Origin of the sequence: Bradyrhizobium sp. LVM 105 (assembly GCF_003957705.1) — a bacterium.
Classification (GTDB): Bacteria; Pseudomonadota; Alphaproteobacteria; order Rhizobiales; family Xanthobacteraceae; genus Bradyrhizobium; species Bradyrhizobium frederickii.
On record NZ_QZMV01000008.1, the window covers coordinates 63,147 to 86,180 of the forward strand.

Genomic DNA, 23,034 nt, shown 5'->3' on the forward strand with positions numbered 1-23,034 from the left:
TTCGGGACGGCTGCCATAAGCCTGCGCAACATGGTTATCGCGAAGCGTTTCTGCGGAACCAGTGAGTTGCTAACTAATTATGAACCTGTCGCTGTCTATTTGAAACCAATTGGCAGAGACAGGGGACGAGGACCATGGCAGATCGCGGCGCACTCAAGTTTGTTGGATTTATCTTCGCGACCGCGACGCTCGCCGTGATGCTGGTTGCCGGCATGGTGGTGAAGGGCTATGCCGATGGCGCCTACACCCTGGAAATCTCGGCCGCCGACGCGAGCCGGTAACACTTCGTTCATTTCTCGCGGCCGGCATCCGGCCGCCGCACCTCAGCGGCTATAGACGAACGCCAGGACGGCGATCGCAACCGCCAGCAGCCCGACAAAGCGCAGCATGATCGTGCCGAATTGGTTCGGCGCGGGCCGCAACGGTATCGGGTCCGTGGTGTCGGGCCGAATGCTTTCCATCTGAAATATCCCCAGGCCCGGCCACGGCGGCACGGGCGCCTGGCATTGGTCGCCGGGGACGGGCGGCGGGTTCAAATGGACGCGCGGCGCTGACCATGTGAACGCGCATGCACCGCAGCGCTGTCGTCGTGGCCACACCCTCCGCTCTCATGCCCCGGCTTGACCGGGGCATCCAGTACGCCGAGGCCTCTCGGCTCGATCACCGCCGTCTCTGGAATACTGGATCACCCGCTTTCGCGGGTGATGACACCTTTGTTGGAGAGGCAGTGTGGCCTATCGCACCCTCCCGGAATCGAAACCGCCGCGCTCCCTTGCGGGAACGCGGCGGCCGGTGATGCGGTGCTTTGCGATCAGCTGTTGCGCAGGCCGTCGGCGGCGCGCTTCCACTGCGCGACGTTGTCGGCGATCATGCGGGTCGACTTCATCGCGGCCTGGCTGAGCTGGGCATAGCCGGAGATCTCGCGCTGGACGCGCTGGCCTTCGGCATGGAGCAGGTCGCGCAGGCTCTCGAGCTCGGAGATCAGGTTCTCGATCTCGGCGAGCGAAGTGCCGGCGACGCGCTGGATCAGCGAGTTGACGTTGTTGACGGTGGCTTCCGCGCTCGGATCGAGCGGGGGCGCGTCGGTGGTGGTCGACGCCGGGCGGCGCAGATAGGCAATATCGTTGCGCACGAAGTCACGGATGCCGGCCTCGACCTCCGTCACGGCGGCGAGGTTGGTGTCGACCGTCTCGGTCTCGGTGGCTTCGATCTTTTCCGGACGCATGGCGTTCATCGTTGTTCCCCTGTTCGCGTTGAGCGCAGCGCGAGTGTCCCCCGCACGACGACGTCTGTGAGGCTTCCCTATCAGGGCGTCCGATTTTGGCCGCAAATGGGCCAAGATGCGGCAAGGGCGGACCATTCGGGGGTTTTGCCGTGGCGCATGGTTAGGAGAGTGTGAACGCCGTTGCGGGGACGACAACCCTATCCCCTCATGGTGAGGAGCGCGCTCTCGCGCGCGTCTCGAACCATGCAGGCCCGGCTGTGGCAGAGGGGCCTCGATCCTTCGAGACGCGCTCCTTCGGAGCGCCCTCAGGATGAGGGGAGAAGGTGGAGCGTGGGACTACCAGCTCTTCTTGAACCCGGCCGTCACGCTCTTGTTGATCGCGCCTTGCGAGGTCTCGCCGACCGAGCCGGAGACGGTGACGTTGTCGAACAGCTTCTGCTCGGCGCCGACCTTGCGCAGCCATTTGTCGTCGGTGGTCGACAGCGTCTGGCCGGCGGTGATGCTGGTGCCGGTGTCGCTGAGGGTGACCTTGGCGGACTGGTCGGTTTCGTAATTGCGGGTGATGTGGCCGCCGATGCCGGGCACGGCGCTGGTGCCCTGCTGGTTGACGCTGTAGCCGTTCTGGAGCGTCAGCGAGGTGTCGCTCGACAGCGGCACCGATTTGGTCAGCGAGGCCCCGATCTTGCTCTGCTCGGTGCCGGGATCGACGCGGGCTTCCACCGCGGTCTTGTCCCAGATCGCGCCGGCGCCGGGCGCGGTTGCCGTCGCCCAGGCGCTGCCGGAGGATTGCGGCAGGTTGCCGCCGTTGGTGGCCTTCTGCGCCAGCAGCTCGGACATCGTCCGCGGCTCGCTCGTCACCGTCATGTCGGCGCCGATCCGTGTGTCCCAGAACGAGGACACGGACTGCTTCACCGTCACCGCCGCGGAGCCGTTCGCGTTGGCATTGGACGACCAGTCCAGCCCGTCCCTGGCGGCGGCCTGGGCGCGTTTCTTGGCGGCCATGGGATCGATGCCGGTGCCGGCGTCGACCGCGAGCTGGCTCCAATCGAGCTTGTCGACGTCGATGCCTTTGAGCACGTCGGGATCATTGACGTCGACCGGCTCTGCCGTCTCGGTTTCGGCCTCGTCGTCGGGCGCGGCCGCTGCGGGGGAGAAGGGCGGGATGATCTGCGCCGAGACCGTCAGAACCGAGCCCAAAATGAATGTGGCCGCCAGCATCGGCAGCCTGGTCCAGCCAAACCCTGTCGAGAATTCCATCGTCCTGCCCGCGAGCCCCAACGCATGCTGTCCGATAACATATATCGGCCGTCAGCAAAGACCATGCGCCATTGCGCGCGAAAATGCTGATCCATCGTTGCGAAATTGTGGCGGTGGATTCAAGCGGCGAACCAACGGGCCGCGCGCGCGGCGCGCGCCCGACGACGAGCTTCTGGCGCGACGGCATCCGGCGGGGCTGGAAGCCAGGACGTCGCAGCCGGCATCGTCGTCGGTCCCGAACAGCGGGGCCCGTTGGTGTCTCCGTCAGCCGGCGCTGGTCATCTTCGGCAGATGAATGGAGCGGCCGAGTGCCTGCTCGACCAGATCGAACGTGTCGATCAGGACGCGCATGCTGACGAGCTTGCCTGCCCTGAACTGGGCGAACTGCGCGACCCGCAGGCTGATCGGCTTGTTGGAATCCAGGGCCGTGAGCGAGTAGCGCACCATCGAAGCGGCGGAATCGACGCCGAGCATGATGCTCTCGCGGTCGAAGCGGCGGACCTGGAAATTGTCGGCGAGCTGACGGATGACGTCGAGCACGGCGTCCTTGCCCTGGCGCGCGCCGAGGAACGGAAACATGTCGATCGGGCCGTAGAGCGCCCATTCGACGTCCTCGTCGATCAGGGCCTCGATATCCCCGAAATGCCGGTCGTTGATCGCGCGGTGCAACGCGCGCGAGAAACGCCAGAGGCTGTGCTCTGTCATTCTGGGCAGTCCTGAAGCTGGCTTGCGAAAACGGAAAACAACCCCACGCGCAGTCAGGCGCCGGGGGATCAACTCATTTGTATGCGAATAAAGTAGCGGACTTCGGCCAAAACGCAATTCACGTTTTCGCAATGCACCATTGAACGGGCTTTGTGAGATTTACAATAGAACCCCGTAATATTCCGGGTTCGGATCCGGGTTCGAGGCGAGAAGCGATCAATCCACCTGCACGCCCGTGATCAACGGCCCGATCTCGCGCTCCAGCACCTGCTGCACCAGATCGTAGGAATCGATGATCTCGCGGATCTCAGCCACCAGCCCGCCGCGGAAGGTATAGAACACGGCCATGTCGAACTGCACGATGCGGTCGTTGCTGCGCTTCCTGAAATAGGCCTGCATGTAGGTCGCGACCGCCTCGCCCTCGGCGACAATGTGCGGCGCCTTGTAGCGAACTTCGGAATAGCGCGACCAGACGGTCTGCCACAGATCGCGCAATTCGGCCTTGCCGTGGCGGGGCCCCATATGCGGCAGCACGTCGATCGGCGCATGGGTGAGGAAGTCGACGTCGTCTGTGCAGCAGGACAGCGCGGCTTCGATATCGCCACGCGCAAAGGCGTCGAGCAGATGCAGCACGCGTTGGCGATTGAGCTTCTCGATCGTCATTCCGCCCGTCCTCTCTGGCCGTCGTGCAACGCTAGCGCGTAGTCCCGCGCACCGGCAATCCGCAAAACCACAGGGACGTTGCAGACGGTATGACGCCCAAGCGCAATGCCAGGTTCATGACATGCAATTAAAAGTTGAGCGATGGGGTGGCTGCACGAATTCGTGCCAGATCAGCTTCGTGGCGCGCCACGGCCCAGGGCGCAATGCGCAACTCGGCTCCACGCAGCCGCCCGGAACCGCGAGTTGTAGTCTGTCATTCCGGGGCGCCGCGCCGCGCCGCGGCGAGCCCGGAATCCATCGCGCGACAGGCCGGCTATGGGGCGTGACCCGCCTCACATCACCTCAAGGCCGGCAGGGGTACCGTCATCCCATGTCATCAGGGAGACGTGCCATGGCCGCCATCGCCAGAGTCCGAAAGTCCCGCCTGCACAACGCGCTCGAAGGCCTCGCGCTGACCGCGATCCTGCAGAGCTTCCCGACCTTCGCCCTGGCCGTCTTCCTGCTCAAGCTCTGCGGCAACCACGACCTCGTCGGCGATCCCGGCGTCGCCATCTTCGTCGCCATCGCCTCGCTCGCCCACGCGCCGCTGGCCGTGACGTTCGGCCCAAGCTTCCCGCACCTGTTCAAGACCGTCTACGAGTCGAAATTCTTCGAGGCCCATCTGTCGCTGTCCGACAAGATCACGGCCTGGCGCACCCAGCCGGTCGCCTCGCTCCAGCTCGTCACCATCGTGCTGCTGCTGTCGGTGATGGCGGTGGTGACGGCGAGCGTGGGGTGAGGTCTCCGCCGTCATTCCGGGGCGCTGCAAAGCGAGCCCGGAATCCATAACCACGAACGGTGTTGCCTCTAGGCTTACCTCTTCTTCCACCCGCCCCGCCGTCCCGGCATCCCGCCGGTCGACTTCGGCGCGGGCCCGAACTCCGGGCCCGACTGCCGCGAATCCGTAGGCTGGATGATCCGGCTGGTGCTGCCGAACGGCTTTGCCGGCAGGCTCGGCTTCTCGCGGTAGGGCAGCGACTCCGGACCGTGCATCTCGTCGAGATGCGGCTTGTGCACCTTCGAGCCGCTGCCGCCGCTCGCCTTCAACGCGGAGCCGACCGTTTTCTTCTTCATCGCGCTGACCGGCAAGTTCGCCGCATCGCCGTACTTCTTAGCTCCGGCATAGGCGCCGGCCTTGCCGGCGACGGTGCGCTGCTTGGCGGTGGGATCGTCGACCACGGCGAGCTCGGTGGCGCGCAGGCGCTTGACCTCGTCGCGCAGGCGGGCGGCTTCCTCGAAGTTCAGATCGGCGGCGGCCTCGCGCATGCGGGTTTCCAGGTCCGCGAGCACGGCTTCGAAATTGTGGCCGATCGAGATGACGTCGTCGGTCATGTCGTGGCCGCCGACCTCGACCAGCACGTGGTCGCGCTCGTAGACGGAGTTGAGGATGTCGCCGATCTGCTTCTTGACGCTCTCCGGCGTGATGCCGTTGGCGTTGTTGTACTCGACCTGCTTCTCGCGGCGGCGGTTGGTCTCGGCGATGGCGCGCTCCATCGAGCCGGTCATCTGGTCGGCGTAGAGGATCACCTTGCCGTCGACGTTGCGCGCGGCGCGGCCGATGGTCTGGATCAGCGAGGTCTCGCTGCGCAGAAAACCTTCCTTGTCGGCGTCGAGGATCGCGACCAAAGCGCATTCGGGGATGTCGAGGCCCTCGCGCAGCAGGTTGATGCCGACCAGCGCGTCGAAGGCGCCGAGGCGCAAATCGCGGATGATCTCGATGCGCTCGATGGTGTCGATGTCGCTGTGCATGTAGCGGACGCGGATGCCCTGCTCGTGCAGATATTCGGTGAGGTCTTCCGCCATGCGCTTGGTCAGCACCGTGATCAGCGAGCGATAGCCGGCCTGCGCGGTCGCGCGCACCTCGCCGACGAGATCGTCGACCTGGGTGCGGGCCGGACGAATGTCGACCGGTGGATCGATCAGTCCGGTCGGACGAATGACCTGCTCGACGAACACGCCGCCGCTCTCGTTCAGCTCCCAGCCGCTCGGCGTCGCCGACACCGCGATGGTCTGCGGTCGCATCATGTCCCATTCCTCGAAGCGGAGCGGGCGGTTGTCCATGCAGGAGGGCAGACGGAAGCCGTATTCGGCCAGCGTCGCCTTGCGGCGGAAGTCGCCGCGGAACATGGCGCCGATCTGCGGGATGGTGACGTGGCTCTCGTCGGCGAAGATCAGCGCGTTGTCGGGCACGTATTCGAACAGCGTCGGCGGCGGCTCGCCGGGGCGGCGCCCGGTGAGGTAGCGCGAATAGTTCTCGATGCCGGCGCAGCTTCCCGTCGCCTCCATCATCTCGAGGTCGAAGGTGGTGCGCTGCTCCAGCCGCTGCGCCTCCAGCAGGCGGCCCTGATTATGAAGCTGGTCGAGCCGCTGCTTCAGCTCTGATTTGATCGACTTGATCGCCTGCACCAGCGTCGGGCGCGGCGTCACATAATGCGAGTTGGCGTACATCTTGATGAATTCGAGCTCGTCCTGCTTGTGGCCGGTGAGCGGATCGAACTCCTCGATGGTCTCGATGGTGTCGCCGAACAGGTTCACGCGCCAGGCGCGGTCTTCATAGTGCGCCGGGAAGATGTCGATCACGTCGCCGCGCACGCGAAACGTGCCGCGGGTAAAATCGGCCTGGGTGCGCTTGTACTGCAATGCGACGAGGTCGGCGATGAGCTGGCGCTGGTCGATGCGCTCGCCCTTCTTCAGGGCGAAGGTCATCGCGGTGTAGGTCTCGACCGAGCCGATACCGTAGATGCAGGACACCGAGGCGACGATGATGACGTCGTCGCGTTCGAGCAGCGCGCGCGTCGCCGAGTGGCGCATGCGGTCGATCTGCTCGTTGATCGAGGAATCCTTCTCGATATAGGTATCGGTGCGCGGGACGTAGGCTTCCGGCTGGTAGTAATCGTAATACGAGACGAAATACTCGACCGCATTGTCCGGGAAGAAGTTCTTGAACTCGCCGTAGAGCTGGGCGGCGAGCGTCTTGTTCGGTGCCAGGATCAGCGCCGGGCGCTGCGTCTTCTCGATGACCTGCGCCATGGTGTAGGTCTTGCCCGAGCCGGTGACGCCGAGCAGCACCTGGGTGCGGTCGTTGCGATTGATGCCCTCGACCAGCTCGGCGATCGCGGTCGGCTGGTCGCCGCGCGGCTCGTAGGAGGACTTGATCTCGAAGCGCACGCCGCCTTCGGACTTTTCCGGGCGCGGCGGCCGGTGCGGGGTCCACACCTTGGTGGAGCCGTCGTCCTTGCGGAACTCCGGCCGGCCCTCGCGGATCAGCGATTCCAGGGCATCGGCGGTCGCCTTGACGCCGAGCGCTTCCATCTTGCTGCGCGGCGGCCGCGCCAGCGCCTCGGCATCGTCCTCCTCGGTGGGAAGCCCGAGCTGCCGCGCCAGTTCCGGATCGAGCGTCGGGATCGTGGCTGCGGTTCCGTAGTTGGCCTGCGGCGCCTCCTCCAGTCCGGCAAGCTCACCGGATTGACGGGCGCCCGGAGGCTGCGGGTCGGGCCGCAGCGGCATCGGACGCGCATTATCCTGCGGGAATTCCTTCGGCGTCGAAGCCCGCGCCCGATGCGCGGCGGCCTCGCCCCCGGATCGCCGGTCGCGCGAATTGTCCGGCGGCGGCTGCAGGCCGGTGCCCGATCCCAGCCCGGCGTCGCCGCGGTTGATCGCGGGATTGAGCAATTCGGCCAGCGCCGGCCCGATCGGCTGCACGTCAGGCCGGTGAGCTTTGGAATTTGGCGCCTTGGAATTCGGGGCCTTGGTCTTGGGGGATTTGCCGGATTTTTCGGAGGATGCTGGTTTCTTCGCCATGAGGCGAATATGGGACGAGTCCGCCTCCCGATAAAGGGCGAATGGCCGTCGCCATGCAGGCTGCTGACAGCAGGTTGGCAGCAGGAAGGAACCTTACGCCGCCGGCGCCGGACCCTCGCCGTCCTCGCTCGCCTGATAGGGCTTGAGGATGTCGAGGTGGATGCCGCCGCAATCGGTGCAGCGCATGGTCCAGTACTCGCATCCGGCGCGCCCGCCGATCACCCGGAGCACGGTGAGATCGCCGTCGCATTCCGGGCAGTTGGACAGCACAGCGCGGGCGTAGATCCTCGGCCGCGACGGGCCTTCGAATTCGATGACTGACATGGCCGGTTGCCCCTTCTTGACTTGCGCCGTCCCTGGTTGGCTTGCCGTCCGGCCCGCTCATTCGTCGTCGCTGTCGGTCCGCCGGCGGAAGCGGTCGATGTGATGCTTGGCGTCGGCGATCGCGGCGTTCTGATCCGGCCAGGCGAAACCGACTTCCACGGCCGGAAACAGCACGCCGTCGATGGCGAGGGGGCTGAGATCGGCGCGGCGGATGCGGGCGTGCCAGAGGCCTTTGCCAGCCTCGAAGGATTCGATGTCAAAGCCGTCGTAGATGGTCGTCATGGTCGTCCCCGAAGTGTTTCGTACGTGTCTTGTTGGAGGGTCAGGGGACCACGTTTGCGTACTCCGGGATGTGAAGCCGTTCACAAAGCAGCCGGCTTTTTTGCCGTCGAGCGTTAGTTCCGCGCCGCAATACGGCCGATCCGCTTCCCCGGCCGGGCCGCGGGTTCCGCCGCCGCCCGCATGATCCAGCGGCGGAACGCGGCAAAGTCACGCTGCTCGGTCTGAAAACTGCGATAGAGCAGATACCAGCGCATACCCTTGGGCACCGAGAGGTCGAACGGCGCCACCAGCCGGCCGGCGGCGAGGTCGTCGTCGATATAGGGGCGGATGCCCATGGCGATACCGAGGCCGTCGGCAGCGGCCTGCAGCGCCTGGCCGTAGAACTGAAACTCCGGCCCGCGCGCGTTGATCCGGGTGACGCCGGCAGCCTTCAGCCAGATCGGCCAGTCCTCAGCTGAGTGCGCGACGCGGATCAGGCTCGGGCCCTTCAAATCGGCCGGGCGCTTCAGGCCGCTCGCGAGGCGGGGCACGCAGACAGGCGTGAGGTCGCCGGCGAACAGCGGCTCGGCGACGAGGCCGGGCCAGTCGCCGGTGCCGAGCTTGATGCCGCAGCTCCAGTCCTCGCCGAACGGCACCGACGCGCCGCCGGTGGTAAAGCGCACCTCGATATCGGGCTCCTCGCTGCGAAACTCGGACAGACGCGGGATCAGCCAGCGCATCGCAAAGGTGTGGCCGACGCCGATGGTGAGCACGCGGACGCTCGCCGGCGCCGTCACCTGCGCGGTGAGGCTGGCCAGCGCATCGAAGATCGGCGTCAGCCCGCTTTGATAGGCGCGGCCGGCCTGCGTCAGCACCAGGCGATTGGCCTTGCGCTCGAACAGCGCGACGCCAAGCCGCTCTTCCAGCAGATGCACCATGCGGCTGACGGCGGCTGCGGACACGCTCAGCTCGAGCCCGGCCGCGGCAAAGCTGCCGGTCCGCGCCGCCGCCTCGAATGCCTTGATGCCGTTGAGAAACAGCAGCCGCCGCAAATGCAAGACCCTTATGCAAGACCCTCAGGAAAGCTGATGCCAGGCCAAGATAACTCAGTTTGCGAAGCAGGGGCAAGCGAGGCACTAGAATGAGCGCAATTCCTGCTGATTTGTTGGAGCGCGAGCGCGGCCTCTTCGCCTCTCCCCGCTTGCCTCACCCCAACCCTCTCCCCGCAAGCGGGGCGAGGGGAAGCAGCTCACGTCCCTTACATGCACCACGGAGATTTTGCTCGTGACGCCCATCATGATCGCTGCCCTCGGATTGCTGATGGTCGCCACCGCGTTCCTGTCGGGGCTGTTCGGCATGGCGGGCGGGCTGATCCTGATCGGCGTGCTGTTGGCCCTGATGCCGCTGCCGACCGCGATGGTGCTGCACGCGATCACGCAGATGGCCTCGAACGGCTGGCGCGCGTTCCTGTGGCGGGCGCATATCCGCTGGCGGCCGGTCGCGAATTATATGGTCGGCGCCGCGCTGGCGCTCGCGGCCTGGTCGCTCACCCGCTACGTGCCGGACAAGCCGACGGCGCTGCTGCTGCTCGGCATCACCCCTTTCATGGCGCGCCTTCTGCCCGCGAACATCAAGCCGGATCCCGACCGTCTCTGGCAGGGCACGGTCTACGGCACGATCTGCATGGGCCTGATGCTGATGACCGGCGTCTCCGGCCCGCTGCTCGACACCTTCTTCCTCGGCGGCAATTTCGGGCGGCGCGAGAAGGTGGCGACGAAGGCGATGTGCCAGCTCGTCAGCCATTTCACCAAGCTGATCTATTTCGGCGGCATCATCGATCAGGCCGCAAGCCTCGATCCCGTGCTCGCCGGCGTCGCGATCGCGGCCTCGATGCTCGGCACCACGCTGGCGCGGCGCATCCTGGAGGCCATGACCGACCAGCAGTTCATCGCCTGGTCGAACAAGCTGATCACCACCATCGCCTGCTATTACATCGCCTATGGCGGCTGGCTGTTGCTTCGTGCGCCCGTGCTGGCCGCCTTCGACAGGGGAGGTTTGCAATGAGCGAGACGGCCGATCCGCTGGTGCTGGACTTCGTCGAATGGGTCGCGCGCGAGCCGCGCGCCTATGCCGAGGTGGTCGCGACCTGGAAGACCTCGTGCCCGCGCCTCACCATCTGGGAAGACGCCACTGAGCGCGGCTATGTCGCGCGCGAGACGGTTGCCGGCCTCGGGCTGGTGATCGCGGTGACGGAAGGCGGCGAGCGGCTGCTCCGGAACAACGGGCGGTAAATCCCTCCGCATCGGCGTTGCGAGCGCAAGCGAAGCAATCCAGAATGGGAGACCCTCACCCTGAGGAGCGCGCATCTTGCGCGCGTCTCGAAGGGCGAGGCCGAGCTCAGGCCTTCATCCTTCGAGACGCGCGTTCCGCGCTCCTCAGGATGAGGAGCTGGCAGGAAAGGCCTTTCATGTCACTCAAGCTCTACGAACTCGTCGGCACCGACCCCTCGCGCCCGTTCAGCCCGTATTGCTGGCGCACGCGGATGGCGCTGGCGCACAAGGGATTGTCGGCGGAATCGCTGCCCTGGCGCTTCACCGAGAAGAGCGCGCTTGCGCCGCACGGCTCGGAAAAAGTTCCGGTGCTGCTGCACGATGACAAGCCGATCGTCGATTCCTGGACGATCGCGACCTATCTCGAAGACCATTTTCCGGACCGTCCGTCGCTGTTCGGCGGCGAGGGCGGCCGCGCCATGGCGCGCATGATCAACGCCTTCGGCGACATCGCCATCGTCGGCGGCATCTTTCCGCTGATCGTCGCCGACATTCCGAACAATCTCGCCGAGATCGACGCCGCCTATTTCCGTACGTCGCGCGAGGCGCGCTTCGGCGGCAAGAGCCTGGAAGCGGTCATGGCGAGCCGCGACACCGGCGTGGTCGGCTTCCGCAAGTCGCTCGAGGTGATGCGGCAGACGGTGAAGAAGCAGCCCTATATCGGCGGCGAGGCGCCGAACTACGCCGACTACATCGTATTCGGTGGTTTCCAGTGGGCGCGGGTGGTCAGCCCGTTCAAGCTGCTGGAGGCGGATGATCCGATCTATGCCTGGCGCGACAAGCTGCTCGACGCGTTCGACGGCATGGCGCGGAAATCGCCGGGGCATCAAGTGTAGGCTTCGTAGGTGGGCATAGGCGCAAAGCGCCGTGCCCACCATCTCTCTCGATTCGCAAAAATGCGTGGGCACGCTGCGCTTTGCCCACCCTACGGTGCTGCCGTTGCCGCTGCCTTGCGCAAACACTCGCGGCACAGGCAATCCTCGCCTGCGACCGGCATCGGTAGCTTCGCAACTTCTTCCGCGCACCAGCACGTGCCAGATAGATCGCAAGCAAACTCGGTGCCGCAGCGCGCGCAGGCCAGGCGGCGCGGTTCCGGCCTCGAGGATTCTTTCGGTTTTGTCATGATTTGCGTCGAAGCTTCGCCGTGATTTTCATGTCGGGTTCATCGGTCGTTGCGGTATATTAGGCGTCGCGCGCGGACTCGGAAAGCGGCTCCCGGCACGCGAAGGACAAATTGATGGCCCGCGATTCGCAAGCCGCGCTCGTTGCGCTCAACCGTTTCGGCTTCGGTGCCCGCGGCGGCGCCTCGGGCGATCTCGTCAACGCAAGCTCGGATCCGCGCGGCTTCGTGAAGGCGGAGCTCGCGCGCGCAAGCGGCGTGTTGCTGGAGGCGCCCGGTCTGCAATCGACGCAGCAGCTCGGGCAGGCCGTCTTCGCCTATCAGGATCAGGTCAAGCAGGCGCGCGAGGCGGCGAGGACCGCCGCGCCCGCCGACATGCCGGCGCCGACCGAACAGAAGCCTGCGCCGCGCCGCAATCTCTCGCTGAATGCGGCCGCGACGGAGATCGCCGGCCAGATGGCGGAGACCAAGCCCGCCGACAGTCCGGCGAAGCCCGAGACCATGCAGCAAGGCTCCGCGCCGCCAACCGCAAAGCCCGCGCCGCAGCCGCTCAACGTGATCCAAAAGACCTTCCGCACAGAAGCGCTGGCGCGGTTGCAGCGCGCGACGCTGGCAGAGTGCGGCTTCACCGAACGGCTCGTCGTGTTCTGGTCAAACCATTTCTGCATCTCCGCGAGCAAGGGCGAGCTGGCGCGGATCTGGGCCGGCGCGTTCGAGCGCGAGGCGATCAGGCCGCACGTGCTTGGGCGCTTCGCCGACATGCTGAGGGCGGTTGAGCAGCATCCGGCGATGCTGTTCTTCCTCGACAACCAGCAATCGCTCGGCCCGGACTCGCGTGCCGGCCAGAATCGCAAGCGCGGCCTGAACGAAAATCTCGCGCGCGAGATCATGGAGCTGCATACGCTCGGCGTCGGTGGCGGCTATACGCAGGACGACGTCACCTCGCTCGCCCGCATCATCACCGGCTGGACCTTCGCCGGACGGCAGGGCCAGCTCGGGCCCCCCGGCTCCTTCGTGTTCAACGCCAATGCGCACCAGCCGGGACCGCAGATGCTGCTCGGCAAGACCTACGAGCCGGCTGGGCTCGCGCAGGGCGAGGCTGCGCTCGCCGACATCGCGCGGCATCCCTCGACCGCGATCTTCATTGCCACCAAATTCGTTCGTCACTTCGTTGCCGACGACCCGCCGCCAACGCTGGTCGCGCGGCTGCGCGACGTCTTCATCAGGACCGACGGCGATCTCAAGGCGCTTGCGACCACGCTGGTCGATTCCGACGAGGCCTGGAAAGCGCCGCTGACCAAAATGCGCAGCCCTTACGATTTCCTCGTCGCGAGCGGACGGCTGCTCGCGCGGGTGCCGGAGGACCCCGGCGCCTATCTGAACAATCTCAATCTACTCGGACAGCCGCTGTGGTCGCCGGCAGGGCCGAACGGTTTCCCGGACACCAGCGCCGCCTGGGCTGCGCCAGAAGGGATCAAGCTCAGGCTCGATATCGCCGCGCAGCTGGGCGCGCGGCTCGGCAACAATATCGACCCGCTCGACCTCCTGGAATTCGCGGCGGCCGATGCGGCCTCGATCGAAACCCGCAGAACCGTCGAGCGGGCGGAGTCGCGGCAGCAGGCGCTGGCGCTGCTCTTGATGTCGCCGGAAATGCAGAGGAGATGATCATGATCGACTGCGTCGAGAACCGGCTCCTCACCTCGCGCCGCGGCCTCCTGCTCGGCGGCGTCTCGTTCGCGGCCTGGGCTTACCTGCCGAAATTCGCACGCGCAGCCGATGGGCGTGATCCCCGGCTGATCGTGGTGATCCTGCGCGGCGCGCTCGACGGACTTTCGACCGTCGCGCCGATCGGCGATCCCGATTATGCCGGCCTGCACGGCTCGATCGCGCTCGCCGCGGACGGCGCCCATCCCGCGATCCCGCTCGATTCCTTCTTCGCGCTGCATCCCGCCATGCCGGAATTCTCGCGCATGTATCGCGACCAGCGCGCCGCGGTGATCCATGCGGTGGCGACCCCCTATCGCGATCGCTCGCATTTCGACGGTCAGGACGTGCTCGAAAGCGGCTATGCCGGGCCGGGCCGCGTGCAGTCCGGCTGGCTCAACCGCGCGCTGGACGCGCTGCCGCGCGGCGAGCGCGTATCGAGCGGCCTTGCGGTCGGGCCCACCACGCCGCTGGTGCTTCGGGGCAACGCCCCGACCGTGGGATGGGCGCCGGTGGCGTTGCCGCAGGCGGACGACGACACCGCGATGCGCCTCGTCGATCTCTACCGTCACCGCGATCCCGCACTGGCGACGGCGCTGTCGCAGGGCTTGCAACTCGACAAGGCCGCCAGCGGCGACGACATGAAACGCAAGCCCGGCAATGCGGTGGCGCAGATGCGCCAGGTGGCGCGCGGCGCGGCCAAGCTGATGGCGGCGGACGACGGCCCGCGCATCGCCGCGCTCGCCTTCGACGGCTGGGACACCCATGCCAATGAAGGCGGCCCTGTGGGGCGTCTCGCCTTCCTGCTCGGCGGGCTTGACGGCGCACTCGCCGAATTCGAGGGCGGCCTGGGAGAGCGCTGGCGCGACAGCGTCGTCGTCGTCGCCACCGAATTCGGCCGCACCGCGCGCATCAACGGCACCGACGGCACCGATCACGGCACCGGCACGATCGCGCTGCTTGCCGGCGGCGCCGTGAAGGGCGGCCGCGTCATCGCGGACTGGCCGGGCCTCAAGCTTGCGAACCTCCACGAAGGCCGCGACCTCAAGCCCACCACGGATCTGCGCTCGGTGATCAAGGGCGTGCTGCAAGGACAGTTCGGCCTGTCCGATCGCGTGCTGGCGGAAACGGTGTTTCCGGATAGCGCGAGCGCGAAGCCGATGCAGGGATTGGTGGCATCATAGCAGCGGCCGTCATTCCGGGCCCGCGCCTTGCGGCGCGTCCCGGAATGACGACATATGGGCCGAGCATCAGGAGAACCGCACCCATGTACATCGCCATGAACCGCTTCCGCGTCGCCAAGGGCTCCGAGGCCGCCTTCGAGCAAGTCTGGCTTTCGCGCGACACGCACCTGGACAAGGTGCCGGGCTTCGTCGAATTCCATCTGCTGCGCGGGCCGGAAGCCGAGGACCATACGCTCTACGCCTCGCACACGGTTTGGGCGAACCACGCGGCGTTCGAGGCCTGGACCAAGTCGGAGGCGTTTCGCGCCGCGCATCACAAAGCAGGCGACAACAAGCCGCTCTATCTCGGCCATCCCCAGTTCGAAGGTTTTGAGGTGATGCAGACGGTGGGACGCGGCGCCAGATAGCGCCGCGCTGCTGCCAGGCTGACGAGGCCGACAAAAAATGCGGCCCCAGTCAGACGCGGCGACTGACGGGGACCGCTTTGAGGCGCTTGACCGGTGACGGGGGGCCTGATCAGACGCAGCTGCACCGTAGTCCCGCTATGTTACGCGCGGGTGACAGGGATCGTTATCCACAGGCTGTGCGCGGGGATCAGAAGATCTTGCGATAGACGATGAAGCCGGAGCGCTCCGCGACCTTGTCGTACAGGCGCTGCGCCGTGAGGTTGGTCTCGTGCGTCTGCCAATAGACGCGTGGCGATCCCGCCAGCTTTGCGCGTTCGTAGACGCCATGGATCAGGGCCGAGGCGACGCCCTTGCCGCGCGCGGATTCGAGCGTGAACAGGTCCTGCAGATAGCAGGACGGCTCGATCGCCGTGGTGCTGCGATGGAACAGGTAGTTCGTCATGCCGAGCAGCTTGCCGTCGCTCTCCGCGACGAGGCCATGCACGGGCTCATAGGCATCGAAGAAGCGCTGCCACGTCATCCGCGTGATCTCGGGAGCGAGCGCGGTCGGGCCGGAGCGGCCGTAGAAGGCGTTGTAGCCGTCCCACAGCGGCAGCCATTGATCGTAGTCCTGCCTGGTGACGGAGCGAATGGTGAGCGACATGTGGATATCCGCGATCGACGAAGCGACTTTCATACGGGATGATGGGCGCGGCGATCAATCGCGCAGTTGCATCACTCCGCGACGCGCAGATACCGGATCAGCCTGCGGCCGGTGGGATCGCGCAGCGAGCGGTAGTAGTCGGCGCGCGACGGCGCATCGGTGTGACGCACGAGGTCGGTCACCGGGGTGTAGCTGAGCATCCGTCCGCCGTCCGGCAGCGCCGCGCAGACGAAGCGCAGCACTTCGCCGCTGCGCAGCGCGATGTTGATCGGCGTGGCATCGCCGGTCCGCACCATCTCCATGCGCTGCGCGATGAAGGTGCCCAGTTCGTCTTCGGGCAGCTCGAACGCGCCGGTGTCGCGGCCGTGATACATCAGCGCGACGAACGGCGGCTTGCCGTCGGCGATCTCGTCCGGCAAGGCGAAATAATCGCGGAACGCACGGTTGATGAACTCGGCCCGTGTCTCGGCATCAAGCAGCACGATGCCGATATCGACCTGGTCGAGCGCGGCCGACAGCCGCGCGGCGGTGGCGTGGCTTCGGCGCTCGGCCGCGAACGTGCCGAGCAGCCGCTCGCGCATCAGGCCGGTGATGCCGGCGGTGCCGGCAGCGGTGATGGCCAGGACGCCGAGCTGGACCAGGTCGGCGATGGAAGCGGAAACGCCGTGGCGGCCGAGCACGAGCAGCGTTGCACCGATCACCGCGATGGCTGCGCTGGTGAGGGCGGAGGCGAGACCCGCCATTGCGCCGGCGAGCGCCACGATGCCGACGAGCAGCGGCGCCGGCGAGGGCGCGGGGATCAACCGATCGAACGGCATCGCCAGCAGCAGGGTTGCTGCCGTCAGCACCGGACCGGAGATCGCACGCCATCCGAAGCGCATGGACAGTCTCGCCCTCACGAAGGAGGTAAGCCGCAAGTCTGACTGATCGTTGCACTGCTGCGATGCGTTTTCGTGCGGTGTGCTTAGGGCGCGCTTGCTCGCATGCGTAAGGCTTTCGGAAGATTTTAAGCCAAGTGCGCGTGCTTGAGCGGCTGTTGCAGCGCAGGCGCATTCAGCGTCGACGTCCCCGGACCCTTGCGGGTGCCGACGACGAGCAACAATGACGCCGCGACCAGGATGGCCGCAGTCAACGTGATTGCAACGACTACCACAGGTGATTTCATCAACGTCCTGTCGCCATGCGGGCCGACGCGGGGCATGCGGCGCCTTGAAGACTGGACCGGGATGAAACGGGAATCAGACCGGCAGGCCCATCGCCATGGTCGCCTTGGTCGACAGCACCGTCAGGGTGACGATCAGGCACAGCGAGAGCGCGGCGACGGCGAGTGAGGCCGCAACCGCGTTGGTCAGCCGGGAAGACGCGACGGTAGCGGGATGGCCCTGAAAGCCGGCCGTGCCGGACGCCCGTGTCATGGTCTAAATCCTTCAACGCGCGAGCGAATCACCCGCAACTTTCCACAATTTCCCAGTTTCAGCCGGCAACATTGCGGCGGCTATCCTGCTGAAAATGGCCACATTGCGGCAAATAATACCTTTATACCCGCTATTCCCGGGAGCAGGGGGCAGGGCCGGTCATGCACTGGCCGCGATGCTGGCGGGGGCGTCGATGTCGGCCGGCCGCCAGTCCATCGACACGAAGCCGGGCGCGGCTTCCACCCGCTTCAACCAGTCCCGGATCGCCGGGAAGGTCGAAAGATCGAAGTCGCAGCGGTCGGCCAGGTGGGTGTAGCCGTACAGCGCGATGTCGGCGACCGTGAGCTGGCGCGCGGCGAAATAGGCGTTGGTCTTCAGGTGATTCTCCATCACCTGAAGCGCGCCATAGCCGCGTTCCATCCAGTCCTCCAGCGAATGGGTCTGCAGGTCGCGGCCGCCCTTGACCAGCGACAGCCAGAAATAGGCGGCACCGATATTCGGCTCGAGCGCGTGCTGCTCGAAGAACATCCATTGCAGCGCCTCGGCGCGGTCGATGCGATTCTCGGGCGCAAGCGGGGTGCCGACGGCGACGTACCAGAGGATGGCGTTGGACTCGGCGAGATAACGGTCGTCGCCAACCTCCAGCAGCGGCACCTGTCCCGACGGGTTCTTGCTCAGAAAGTCCGGCGTGCGGCTCTCGCCGCGCAGAATGTCCACCTCGATCGCTTCGTAAGGCAGGTTGAGCAGCGCGAGCGCAAGGCGGACCTTGTAGCTGTTGCCCGAGCGTTGCATCGAATAGAGCTTGTACATTCTGGAGTTCGATTCCGAAAGACGGGAGACGCGGCGCTCGTTGCCCCGCAGCGCGGCTAAACAATGATGCCGATGCGAATCCGCCGCAAGGGTCAGCCGATAGAAAAACTCGAAAACCCTACCGCATTGCAATGCGGCGGAAGATCATTTCCGCGTGGCCATGCAAATCAGTTCACGCTTGCGTCAACGCGAGGGCGTATCTTCGCGCGCGTTTGTGTGAATGGCCGAGCGGCAGAGATGAGGGCGCTGAGATCTGCCCATCGTCATGGCCGGGCTTGACCCGGCCATCCACGTCTTCAACCGCGGCTCGAGGAACGTGGGTGCCTTAGGACCCGGGTCACGCCAAGGTTGCGCCGGCCACTTGGTGTCGGGCCGGCGAAGCTCCAGCGACGATGGCAAGCCCGGGCATCATGACTTTCTGCTCGATCGCGAACGGCCTGAAATTGCTCCGAGGACAAGCCTTGCCGGATATGAGGGGTTTGCGCGGCATGTTTGCGGAAAATTGCGGGAATCCTGCCTCGACCCGCTCCAGATCCGTAAACTTTCTCGGATCGGGCCGAAGTTTCTTGCGGTGCAGCGGCTCACGTTTTAGGGTGGCTGCATTCCCACAATCGGAGTCGTGAAGCGAATGGTTTCACGACGCTTGTCAGGAGATGACGATGTCCTTCCTTGCCGCTGCGCTCGACCGTGTGAAGCCGTCCGCGACCATCGCGGTCACGGACAAAGCACGCGCGCTGAAAGCGGCGGGCCGCAACGTCATCGGCCTTGGCGCCGGCGAGCCCGACTTCGACACGCCCGCCAACATCAAGCTGGCGGCGATCCGCGCCATCGAAGCCGGCAAGACCAAGTACACTGCGGTCGACGGCATTCCCGAGCTGAAGGAGGCGATCATCGCCAAGTTTCAGCGCGAGAACGGCGTCACCTACAAGCCGAACCAGATCATCGTCGGCACCGGCGGCAAGCAGGTGCTCTACAACGCGCTGATGGCCACCATCAATCCGGGCGACGAGGTGATCATTCCCGCGCCGTATTGGGTCAGCTATCCTGAGATGGTGGCGCTCGCCGGCGGCGAGCCGGTGCCGGTGGTCTGCACCGCCGCGACCGGTTTCAAGCTGCAGGCCGAGGCGCTCGATCGCGCGATCACGCCGAAGACCAAATGGGTGATCCTGTGCTCGCCGTCGAACCCGACGGGAGCCGCCTACACGCGTTCGGAACTGAAGGCGCTCACCGACGTGCTGGTGAAGCATCCCCATGTCTGGGTGATGACCGACGACATGTACGAGCACCTCGTCTATGACGACTTCCAGTTCACCACGGTTGCGCAAGTGGAGCCGAAGCTCTACGACCGCACCCTCACCGTGAACGGCGTGTCGAAGGCCTATTGCATGACCGGCTGGCGTATCGGCTATGCCGGCGGCCCCGCGCAGCTGATCAAGGCGATGTCGACGATCCAGTCGCAGTCGACCTCGAACCCGTGCTCGATCGCGCAATGGGCCTCGGTCGAGGCGCTGAACGGTCCGCAGGACTTCATCCCCGCCAACAACAAGATGTTCAAGGAGCGGCGCGACCTCGTCGTCTCCATGCTCAACCAGGCCAAGGGGATCGAGTGCCCCCGTCCCGAGGGCGCCTTCTACGTCTATCCGTCCTGCGCCGGCACGATCGGCAAGACCGCGCCGTCCGGCAAGGTGATCGGCAACGACGAGGACTTCGTCACCGAGCTGCTCGAGACCGAGGGCGTCGCGGTGGTGCAGGGTTCGGCCTTCGGCCTCGGACCTGCGTTCCGCATCTCCTATGCGACCAAGACGTCGGACCTCGAAGACGCCTGCAAGCGCATCCAGCGCTTCTGCGGCAATCTGCGGTAAGCCTGTCGCGGCAAGCGGTGTCCTCTTCTCGTTCTTGTGGGATCGGAGTTCTCTCCGCGAGTCTGGAATCGTAGGGTGGGCAAAGGCACACTAGCGCCGTGCCCACCATCTCTCCGGATCGCAAAAAATGCGTGGGCACGCTTCCGCCGTCGCTCTTCGAGCTATGGCGGACAAGTCGCTTTGTCCACCCCAAGATATCTGCGAAAAGGCCCGCCACCGGCGGGCCTTTCATTGTTTGCACGCTAATCCCCGTGCTCGATCTGGCACCTCCAGCACTCTTGTGGCATAGACGCGCAACGCGGGTCGGGCGCTCTCTCTGCTCGCATCACATCACGCCGGAGATATTTCATGCGCCGTTCGTTCATCTTCGCTGGGCTCGCCGCTGCCAGCCTCGTTGCCTCCAGCGTCGGCGGCAGCGCGCAGCAGCGGATGGCGCGGGTCGGCGTGCTCGAATGCCGCGGCGGCGCCAGCGTCGGCTTCATCGTGGGATCGGTGACCCATCTCGGCTGCGTGCTGCGCGCCGATGGCTTGCCCGAGGACCGCTACGTCGCGACGATCCGCAAGGTCGGTCTCGACATCGGCATCACCCAGGAGACGGCCTTGGCCTGGGGTGTGTTCGCGCCGGTCGACCGGCTCGGCCCCGGCGACCTCTCCGGCAATTACGTGGGCGCGCAGGGCAGCGCCTCGGTCGGCGTCGGCCTGGGCGGCAACGTGCTGGTCGGCGGCTCCAACAATTCGATCGCGCTCCAGCCGCTCAGCGTGCAAGGCCAGGTCGGCCTCAACATCGCCGCCGGCCTCGAGAGCCTGGAACTCCGCCCGGGGCGGTGAGCGGCCAGCGGAGGGTGTTTGTTCGCCTCTCCCGCCGGGGAGAGGCGGAACACGGACTGCATCAGGCACTATAAGACTTGATCTAACTGCCGACGCAGCGCAGCGACGTTTGCTGCTTGCCAAATCTCGGGGAGGGGCAGAGCATCTGCGTTTGCCGACCCAATCAAGGGCCGAGCTCCACATCAAAGGAGGCGGCGAATGGGACAAGACGTCAGAAGTCCCCGAGGTCCACGGTGCATCGCGCTGGTGGGCCCTTTCCAAAGCGGTAAAACCACACTTCTCGAAGCCATATTGGCGCGAACGGGCGCAATCCCGCGCGCCGGCAGCGTCGATGCCGGAACTTCCGTCGGCGACGCCACGCCAGAGGCCCGTCATCACAAGATGACCGTCGGGCTGACTGCCGCCACCACGAGTTTCATGGGCGACAGCTACACCTTCCTCGATTGTCCCGGGTCCGTCGAATTCGCCCACGACATGCGCGCCGCGCTGCCCGCAATCGATGCGGCGATCGTGGTCTGCGAGGCCGACGAGAAGAAGCTGCCGCAGCTTCAGATCATCCTGCGCGAGCTGGAGGAGCTGAAGATCCCGCGTTTCCTGTTTCTCAACAAGATCGACCGCGCCAGCCAGCGCATCCGCGAGACGCTCGCGATGCTGCAGCCCGCCTCCCGCGTGCCGCTGGTGCTGCGCCAGATCCCGATCTGGAAGGACGAACTGATCGAGGGCTTCGTCGACCTCGCGCTGGAGCGCGCCTTCATCTATCGCGAGCACAAAGCCTCCGAGGTGGTCGCGCTCGAAGGCGGCGATCTCGATCGCGAGAAGGAAGCCCGTTTCTCGATGCTGGAGAAGCTCGCCGATCACGACGATGCGCTGATGGAGCAATTGCTCGAAGACATCCAGCCGCCGCGCGATGCCGTGTTCGACGATCTCGCCCGCGAATTGCGCGACGGGCTGATCTGTCCGGTGCTGCTGGGCGCCGCCGCGCGCGAGAACGGCGTGCTGCGCCTGATGAAGGCGCTGCGTCACGAGGCGCCCGGCATCGCAGAGACCGCAAAGCGCCTCGGTGTGCCCGAGACCAAGGACGCGCTCGGCTATGTGTTCAAGACGCTGCATTCGCAGCATGGCGGAAAGCTGTCGCTGACGCGGCTGCTCGCCGGCCATCTCGACGACGGTGCCACGCTGCAATCGTCCTCCGGCGGCGTGGGGCGGATCTCAGGCATCCTCGCCGTCAACGGTGCCTACGACACCAAGCGCGCCGCGGCAGATGCCGGCGACACGGTGGCGCTTGCCAAGCTCGATCCGATCAAGACCGGCGACACGGTCTCGAACGGCAAGGCGCCGCCCGCGGCATTGATCACGATCGAGCCGACGCCGCCGGTGCTCGCGATTTCGATCGCGGCCACCGATCGCAAGGACGACGTCAAGCTCGGCCAGGCGATGGCGCGGCTGCACGAGGAGGATCCCTCCCTGGTCGTCGTGCAGAATGCCCAGACCCACGACACTGTCTTGTGGGGGCAGGGCGAAATGCATTTGCGTGTCGCCGGCGAGCGGCTGCGCGACCGCTTCGGCGTCAAGGTCACCTCGCATCCGCCCGGGATCGGCTACCAGGAGACCATCCGCAAGTCGATCACCCAGCGCGGGCGTCACAAGAAGCAGTCCGGCGGCCACGGCCAGTTCGGCGATGTCGTGCTCGACATCAAGCCGCTGCCGCGCGGCAACGGCTTCAAGTTCGCCGAGAAGGTGGTGGGCGGCGCCGTGCCGCGCAACTACATCCCGGCGGTCGAAGAAGGCGTCGTCGACGGATTGGCGCGCGGTCCGCTCGGCTTCCCCGTCACCGACGTGGAGGTGACACTGACCGACGGCTCCTATCACAGCGTCGACTCCTCCGACCTCGCCTTCCGCACGGCGGCGCGGATCGGGCTCAACGAAGGCCTGCCGCAATGCCAGCCGGTGCTGCTGGAGCCGATCCACGTGGTCGAGATCGTCTGCCCGACCGAAGCCACCGCCAAGATCAACGCGATCCTGTCGGCGCGGCGCGGCCAGATCCTCGGCTTCGACACCCGCGAGGGCTGGAGCGGCTGGGACTGCGTCCGCGCCATGATGCCGGAAGCCGAGATCGGCGAACTGATCGTGGAGCTGCGCTCGGCCACCGCCGGCGCCGGCAGCTTCACGCGCCAGTTCGATCACATGGCCGAGGTCACCGGCCGCGCCGCCGACCAGATTATCGCCGCGCATCAACACGCGGCGTGAATCTGTCGCTCGCGCGGTGAGGAACGCGCAGTAAGGGAGGCACCGCTCTCTCACGCCCTCTCCCCGTTCTTGCGGGGAGAGGGTGGGGTGAGAGGGGCTGCCTCCGCGCGCGCGGCGTCTCATTCAGGCCGACGCCGGCGCCCATTGCGAGCGCAGCGAAGCAATCCAGAATCCCTCCGCGGAGAGACTCTGGATTGCTTCGTCGCAAG

Annotated in this window: 26 protein-coding genes; 11 read left to right on the plus strand and 15 right to left on the minus strand. The window is 66.0% G+C overall.

What is annotated here, in order from left to right:
* Positions 1-134: 134 nt before the first annotated feature.
* On the plus strand, positions 135-281 hold the full coding sequence (locus tag D6B98_RS40035) for a hypothetical protein (RefSeq protein ID WP_164718786.1): 147 nt from the start codon (positions 135-137) through the stop codon (positions 279-281).
* Between the two features lie 42 nt (positions 282-323).
* Here the strand turns inward: D6B98_RS40035 and D6B98_RS40040 are convergent, their stop codons facing one another.
* The 5 genes from D6B98_RS40040 to D6B98_RS22390 all read right to left on the minus strand — a co-directional run bounded on the left by D6B98_RS40040 (position 324) and on the right by D6B98_RS22390 (position 3,850).
* Positions 324-461, minus strand: coding sequence for a hypothetical protein (locus D6B98_RS40040; RefSeq protein ID WP_018648329.1), 138 nt, complete (start codon positions 459-461; stop codon positions 324-326).
* A 350-nt stretch (positions 462-811) separates the two neighbouring features.
* Positions 812-1,234, minus strand: coding sequence for a hypothetical protein (locus tag D6B98_RS22375; protein WP_097657569.1), 423 nt, complete (start codon positions 1,232-1,234; stop codon positions 812-814).
* 327 nt (positions 1,235-1,561) lie between these two features.
* The gene (locus D6B98_RS22380; RefSeq protein ID WP_126259082.1) at positions 1,562-2,482 is read right to left on the minus strand and encodes a hypothetical protein; all 921 of its coding nucleotides are present in this window, start codon (positions 2,480-2,482) and stop codon (positions 1,562-1,564) included.
* A 264-nt stretch (positions 2,483-2,746) separates the two neighbouring features.
* Complete coding sequence (locus D6B98_RS22385; protein ID WP_126259083.1) at positions 2,747-3,187, minus strand: nuclear transport factor 2 family protein; 441 nt, start codon at positions 3,185-3,187, stop codon at positions 2,747-2,749.
* A 216-nt stretch (positions 3,188-3,403) separates the two neighbouring features.
* Entirely contained in the window at positions 3,404-3,850 is a 447-nt protein-coding gene (locus D6B98_RS22390) for a nuclear transport factor 2 family protein (protein WP_126259084.1), read from the minus strand.
* A gap of 391 nt (positions 3,851-4,241) precedes the next feature.
* Here D6B98_RS22390 and D6B98_RS22395 point away from each other — a divergent pair, with 391 nt between their 5' ends.
* Positions 4,242-4,628, plus strand: a complete 387-nt coding sequence (locus D6B98_RS22395) for a hypothetical protein (RefSeq protein ID WP_126259085.1) — start codon at positions 4,242-4,244, stop codon at positions 4,626-4,628.
* Between the two features lie 74 nt (positions 4,629-4,702).
* On the opposite strand, the gene uvrB is transcribed toward D6B98_RS22395, so the two are convergent.
* From uvrB to D6B98_RS22415, 4 genes are all read right to left on the minus strand, one after another.
* Positions 4,703-7,690 (minus strand): excinuclease ABC subunit UvrB, encoded by a 2,988-nt coding sequence (gene uvrB / locus D6B98_RS22400; RefSeq protein ID WP_126259086.1) that lies wholly within the window; start codon positions 7,688-7,690, stop codon positions 4,703-4,705.
* A gap of 93 nt (positions 7,691-7,783) precedes the next feature.
* Positions 7,784-8,014: a hypothetical protein gene (locus D6B98_RS22405; protein WP_126259087.1), complete on the minus strand. Its 231-nt coding sequence runs from the start codon at positions 8,012-8,014 to the stop codon at positions 7,784-7,786.
* 57 nt (positions 8,015-8,071) lie between these two features.
* Positions 8,072-8,296, minus strand: coding sequence for a hypothetical protein (locus D6B98_RS22410; RefSeq protein ID WP_126259088.1), 225 nt, complete (start codon positions 8,294-8,296; stop codon positions 8,072-8,074).
* Between the two features lie 113 nt (positions 8,297-8,409).
* Positions 8,410-9,327 (minus strand): LysR substrate-binding domain-containing protein, encoded by a 918-nt coding sequence (locus D6B98_RS22415; RefSeq protein ID WP_126259297.1) that lies wholly within the window; start codon positions 9,325-9,327, stop codon positions 8,410-8,412.
* Between the two features lie 232 nt (positions 9,328-9,559).
* On the opposite strand from D6B98_RS22415, the gene D6B98_RS22420 reads away from it, so the two are divergent.
* From D6B98_RS22420 to D6B98_RS22430, 3 genes are all read left to right on the plus strand, one after another.
* Positions 9,560-10,339 carry a sulfite exporter TauE/SafE family protein gene (locus tag D6B98_RS22420; protein ID WP_126259089.1) on the plus strand — a complete coding sequence of 260 codons (780 nt, stop codon included), beginning with the start codon at positions 9,560-9,562 and terminating at the stop codon, positions 10,337-10,339.
* Complete coding sequence (locus tag D6B98_RS22425) at positions 10,336-10,566, plus strand: hypothetical protein (RefSeq protein WP_126259090.1); 231 nt, start codon at positions 10,336-10,338, stop codon at positions 10,564-10,566. The genes D6B98_RS22420 and D6B98_RS22425 overlap by 4 nt, the downstream gene beginning before the upstream one ends.
* A gap of 176 nt (positions 10,567-10,742) precedes the next feature.
* Positions 10,743-11,441, plus strand: a complete 699-nt coding sequence (locus D6B98_RS22430) for a glutathione S-transferase family protein (RefSeq protein WP_126259091.1) — start codon at positions 10,743-10,745, stop codon at positions 11,439-11,441.
* 89 nt (positions 11,442-11,530) lie between these two features.
* Here D6B98_RS22430 and D6B98_RS40925 read toward each other — a convergent pair whose 3' ends face one another.
* Positions 11,531-11,728, minus strand: coding sequence for a hypothetical protein (locus D6B98_RS40925; RefSeq protein WP_126259092.1), 198 nt, complete (start codon positions 11,726-11,728; stop codon positions 11,531-11,533).
* A gap of 114 nt (positions 11,729-11,842) precedes the next feature.
* Between D6B98_RS40925 and D6B98_RS22440 the strand changes: the two genes are divergently transcribed.
* The 3 genes from D6B98_RS22440 (at position 11,843) to hmuQ (ending at position 15,020) form a co-directional block, all read left to right on the plus strand.
* Complete coding sequence (locus tag D6B98_RS22440; RefSeq protein ID WP_126259093.1) at positions 11,843-13,390, plus strand: DUF1800 domain-containing protein; 1,548 nt, start codon at positions 11,843-11,845, stop codon at positions 13,388-13,390.
* A 2-nt stretch (positions 13,391-13,392) separates the two neighbouring features.
* Positions 13,393-14,613 (plus strand): DUF1501 domain-containing protein, encoded by a 1,221-nt coding sequence (locus D6B98_RS22445; RefSeq protein ID WP_164718787.1) that lies wholly within the window; start codon positions 13,393-13,395, stop codon positions 14,611-14,613.
* 83 nt (positions 14,614-14,696) lie between these two features.
* On the plus strand, positions 14,697-15,020 hold the full coding sequence (gene hmuQ, locus D6B98_RS22450; protein WP_126259095.1) for a heme-degrading protein HmuQ: 324 nt from the start codon (positions 14,697-14,699) through the stop codon (positions 15,018-15,020).
* 187 nt (positions 15,021-15,207) lie between these two features.
* Here hmuQ and D6B98_RS22455 read toward each other — a convergent pair whose 3' ends face one another.
* The 5 genes from D6B98_RS22455 to D6B98_RS22470 form a co-directional block, all read right to left on the minus strand.
* Positions 15,208-15,663 (minus strand): GNAT family N-acetyltransferase, encoded by a 456-nt coding sequence (locus D6B98_RS22455; RefSeq protein ID WP_126259096.1) that lies wholly within the window; start codon positions 15,661-15,663, stop codon positions 15,208-15,210.
* 71 nt (positions 15,664-15,734) lie between these two features.
* The gene (locus D6B98_RS22460; RefSeq protein WP_126259097.1) at positions 15,735-16,544 is read right to left on the minus strand and encodes a PAS-domain containing protein; all 810 of its coding nucleotides are present in this window, start codon (positions 16,542-16,544) and stop codon (positions 15,735-15,737) included.
* Positions 16,545-16,669: 125 nt separating this feature from the next.
* Entirely contained in the window at positions 16,670-16,816 is a 147-nt protein-coding gene (locus D6B98_RS22465) for a hypothetical protein (protein ID WP_164718777.1), read from the minus strand.
* An 85-nt stretch (positions 16,817-16,901) separates the two neighbouring features.
* Positions 16,902-17,078 carry a hypothetical protein gene (locus D6B98_RS40045; protein WP_164718788.1) on the minus strand — a complete coding sequence of 59 codons (177 nt, stop codon included), beginning with the start codon at positions 17,076-17,078 and terminating at the stop codon, positions 16,902-16,904.
* A 159-nt stretch (positions 17,079-17,237) separates the two neighbouring features.
* A complete protein-coding gene (locus tag D6B98_RS22470) occupies positions 17,238-17,888 on the minus strand; it encodes a glutathione S-transferase family protein (RefSeq protein WP_126259099.1) in 651 nt (216 codons plus the stop codon).
* Positions 17,889-18,547: 659 nt separating this feature from the next.
* Here D6B98_RS22470 and D6B98_RS22480 point away from each other — a divergent pair.
* The 3 genes from D6B98_RS22480 (at position 18,548) to D6B98_RS22490 (ending at position 22,825) form a co-directional block, all read left to right on the plus strand.
* Entirely contained in the window at positions 18,548-19,750 is a 1,203-nt protein-coding gene (locus D6B98_RS22480; protein ID WP_126259100.1) for a pyridoxal phosphate-dependent aminotransferase, read from the plus strand.
* A gap of 348 nt (positions 19,751-20,098) precedes the next feature.
* A complete protein-coding gene (locus tag D6B98_RS22485) occupies positions 20,099-20,578 on the plus strand; it encodes a DUF992 domain-containing protein (protein WP_126259101.1) in 480 nt (159 codons plus the stop codon).
* A gap of 198 nt (positions 20,579-20,776) precedes the next feature.
* Positions 20,777-22,825, plus strand: coding sequence for an elongation factor G (locus D6B98_RS22490; protein WP_126259102.1), 2,049 nt, complete (start codon positions 20,777-20,779; stop codon positions 22,823-22,825).
* Positions 22,826-23,034 lie beyond the last annotated feature (209 nt).

Coding starts and splice junctions, on each gene's coding strand:
- D6B98_RS22455 (WP_126259096.1), bottom strand. CDS start 15,663: ATGTCGCTCACCATTCGCTCCGTCACCAGGCAGGACTACGATCAATGG.
- D6B98_RS22390 (WP_126259084.1), bottom strand. CDS start 3,850: ATGACGATCGAGAAGCTCAATCGCCAACGCGTGCTGCATCTGCTCGAC.
- D6B98_RS40035 (WP_164718786.1), top strand. CDS start 135: ATGGCAGATCGCGGCGCACTCAAGTTTGTTGGATTTATCTTCGCGACC.
- D6B98_RS40045 (WP_164718788.1), bottom strand. CDS start 17,078: ATGACACGGGCGTCCGGCACGGCCGGCTTTCAGGGCCATCCCGCTACC.
- D6B98_RS22395 (WP_126259085.1), top strand. CDS start 4,242: ATGGCCGCCATCGCCAGAGTCCGAAAGTCCCGCCTGCACAACGCGCTC.
- D6B98_RS40040 (WP_018648329.1), bottom strand. CDS start 461: ATGGAAAGCATTCGGCCCGACACCACGGACCCGATACCGTTGCGGCCC.
- D6B98_RS22425 (WP_126259090.1), top strand. CDS start 10,336: ATGAGCGAGACGGCCGATCCGCTGGTGCTGGACTTCGTCGAATGGGTC.
- D6B98_RS22460 (WP_126259097.1), bottom strand. CDS start 16,544: ATGCGCTTCGGATGGCGTGCGATCTCCGGTCCGGTGCTGACGGCAGCA.
- hmuQ (WP_126259095.1), top strand. CDS start 14,697: ATGTACATCGCCATGAACCGCTTCCGCGTCGCCAAGGGCTCCGAGGCC.
- D6B98_RS22380 (WP_126259082.1), bottom strand. CDS start 2,482: ATGGAATTCTCGACAGGGTTTGGCTGGACCAGGCTGCCGATGCTGGCG.
- D6B98_RS22490 (WP_126259102.1), top strand. CDS start 20,777: ATGGGACAAGACGTCAGAAGTCCCCGAGGTCCACGGTGCATCGCGCTG.
- D6B98_RS22410 (WP_126259088.1), bottom strand. CDS start 8,296: ATGACGACCATCTACGACGGCTTTGACATCGAATCCTTCGAGGCTGGC.
- D6B98_RS22480 (WP_126259100.1), top strand. CDS start 18,548: ATGTCCTTCCTTGCCGCTGCGCTCGACCGTGTGAAGCCGTCCGCGACC.
- D6B98_RS22385 (WP_126259083.1), bottom strand. CDS start 3,187: ATGACAGAGCACAGCCTCTGGCGTTTCTCGCGCGCGTTGCACCGCGCG.
- D6B98_RS22440 (WP_126259093.1), top strand. CDS start 11,843: ATGGCCCGCGATTCGCAAGCCGCGCTCGTTGCGCTCAACCGTTTCGGC.
- D6B98_RS22405 (WP_126259087.1), bottom strand. CDS start 8,014: ATGTCAGTCATCGAATTCGAAGGCCCGTCGCGGCCGAGGATCTACGCC.
- D6B98_RS22430 (WP_126259091.1), top strand. CDS start 10,743: ATGTCACTCAAGCTCTACGAACTCGTCGGCACCGACCCCTCGCGCCCG.
- D6B98_RS40925 (WP_126259092.1), bottom strand. CDS start 11,728: ATGACAAAACCGAAAGAATCCTCGAGGCCGGAACCGCGCCGCCTGGCC.
- D6B98_RS22375 (WP_097657569.1), bottom strand. CDS start 1,234: ATGAACGCCATGCGTCCGGAAAAGATCGAAGCCACCGAGACCGAGACG.
- D6B98_RS22470 (WP_126259099.1), bottom strand. CDS start 17,888: ATGTACAAGCTCTATTCGATGCAACGCTCGGGCAACAGCTACAAGGTC.
- uvrB (WP_126259086.1), bottom strand. CDS start 7,690: ATGGCGAAGAAACCAGCATCCTCCGAAAAATCCGGCAAATCCCCCAAG.
- D6B98_RS22485 (WP_126259101.1), top strand. CDS start 20,099: ATGCGCCGTTCGTTCATCTTCGCTGGGCTCGCCGCTGCCAGCCTCGTT.
- D6B98_RS22445 (WP_164718787.1), top strand. CDS start 13,393: ATGATCGACTGCGTCGAGAACCGGCTCCTCACCTCGCGCCGCGGCCTC.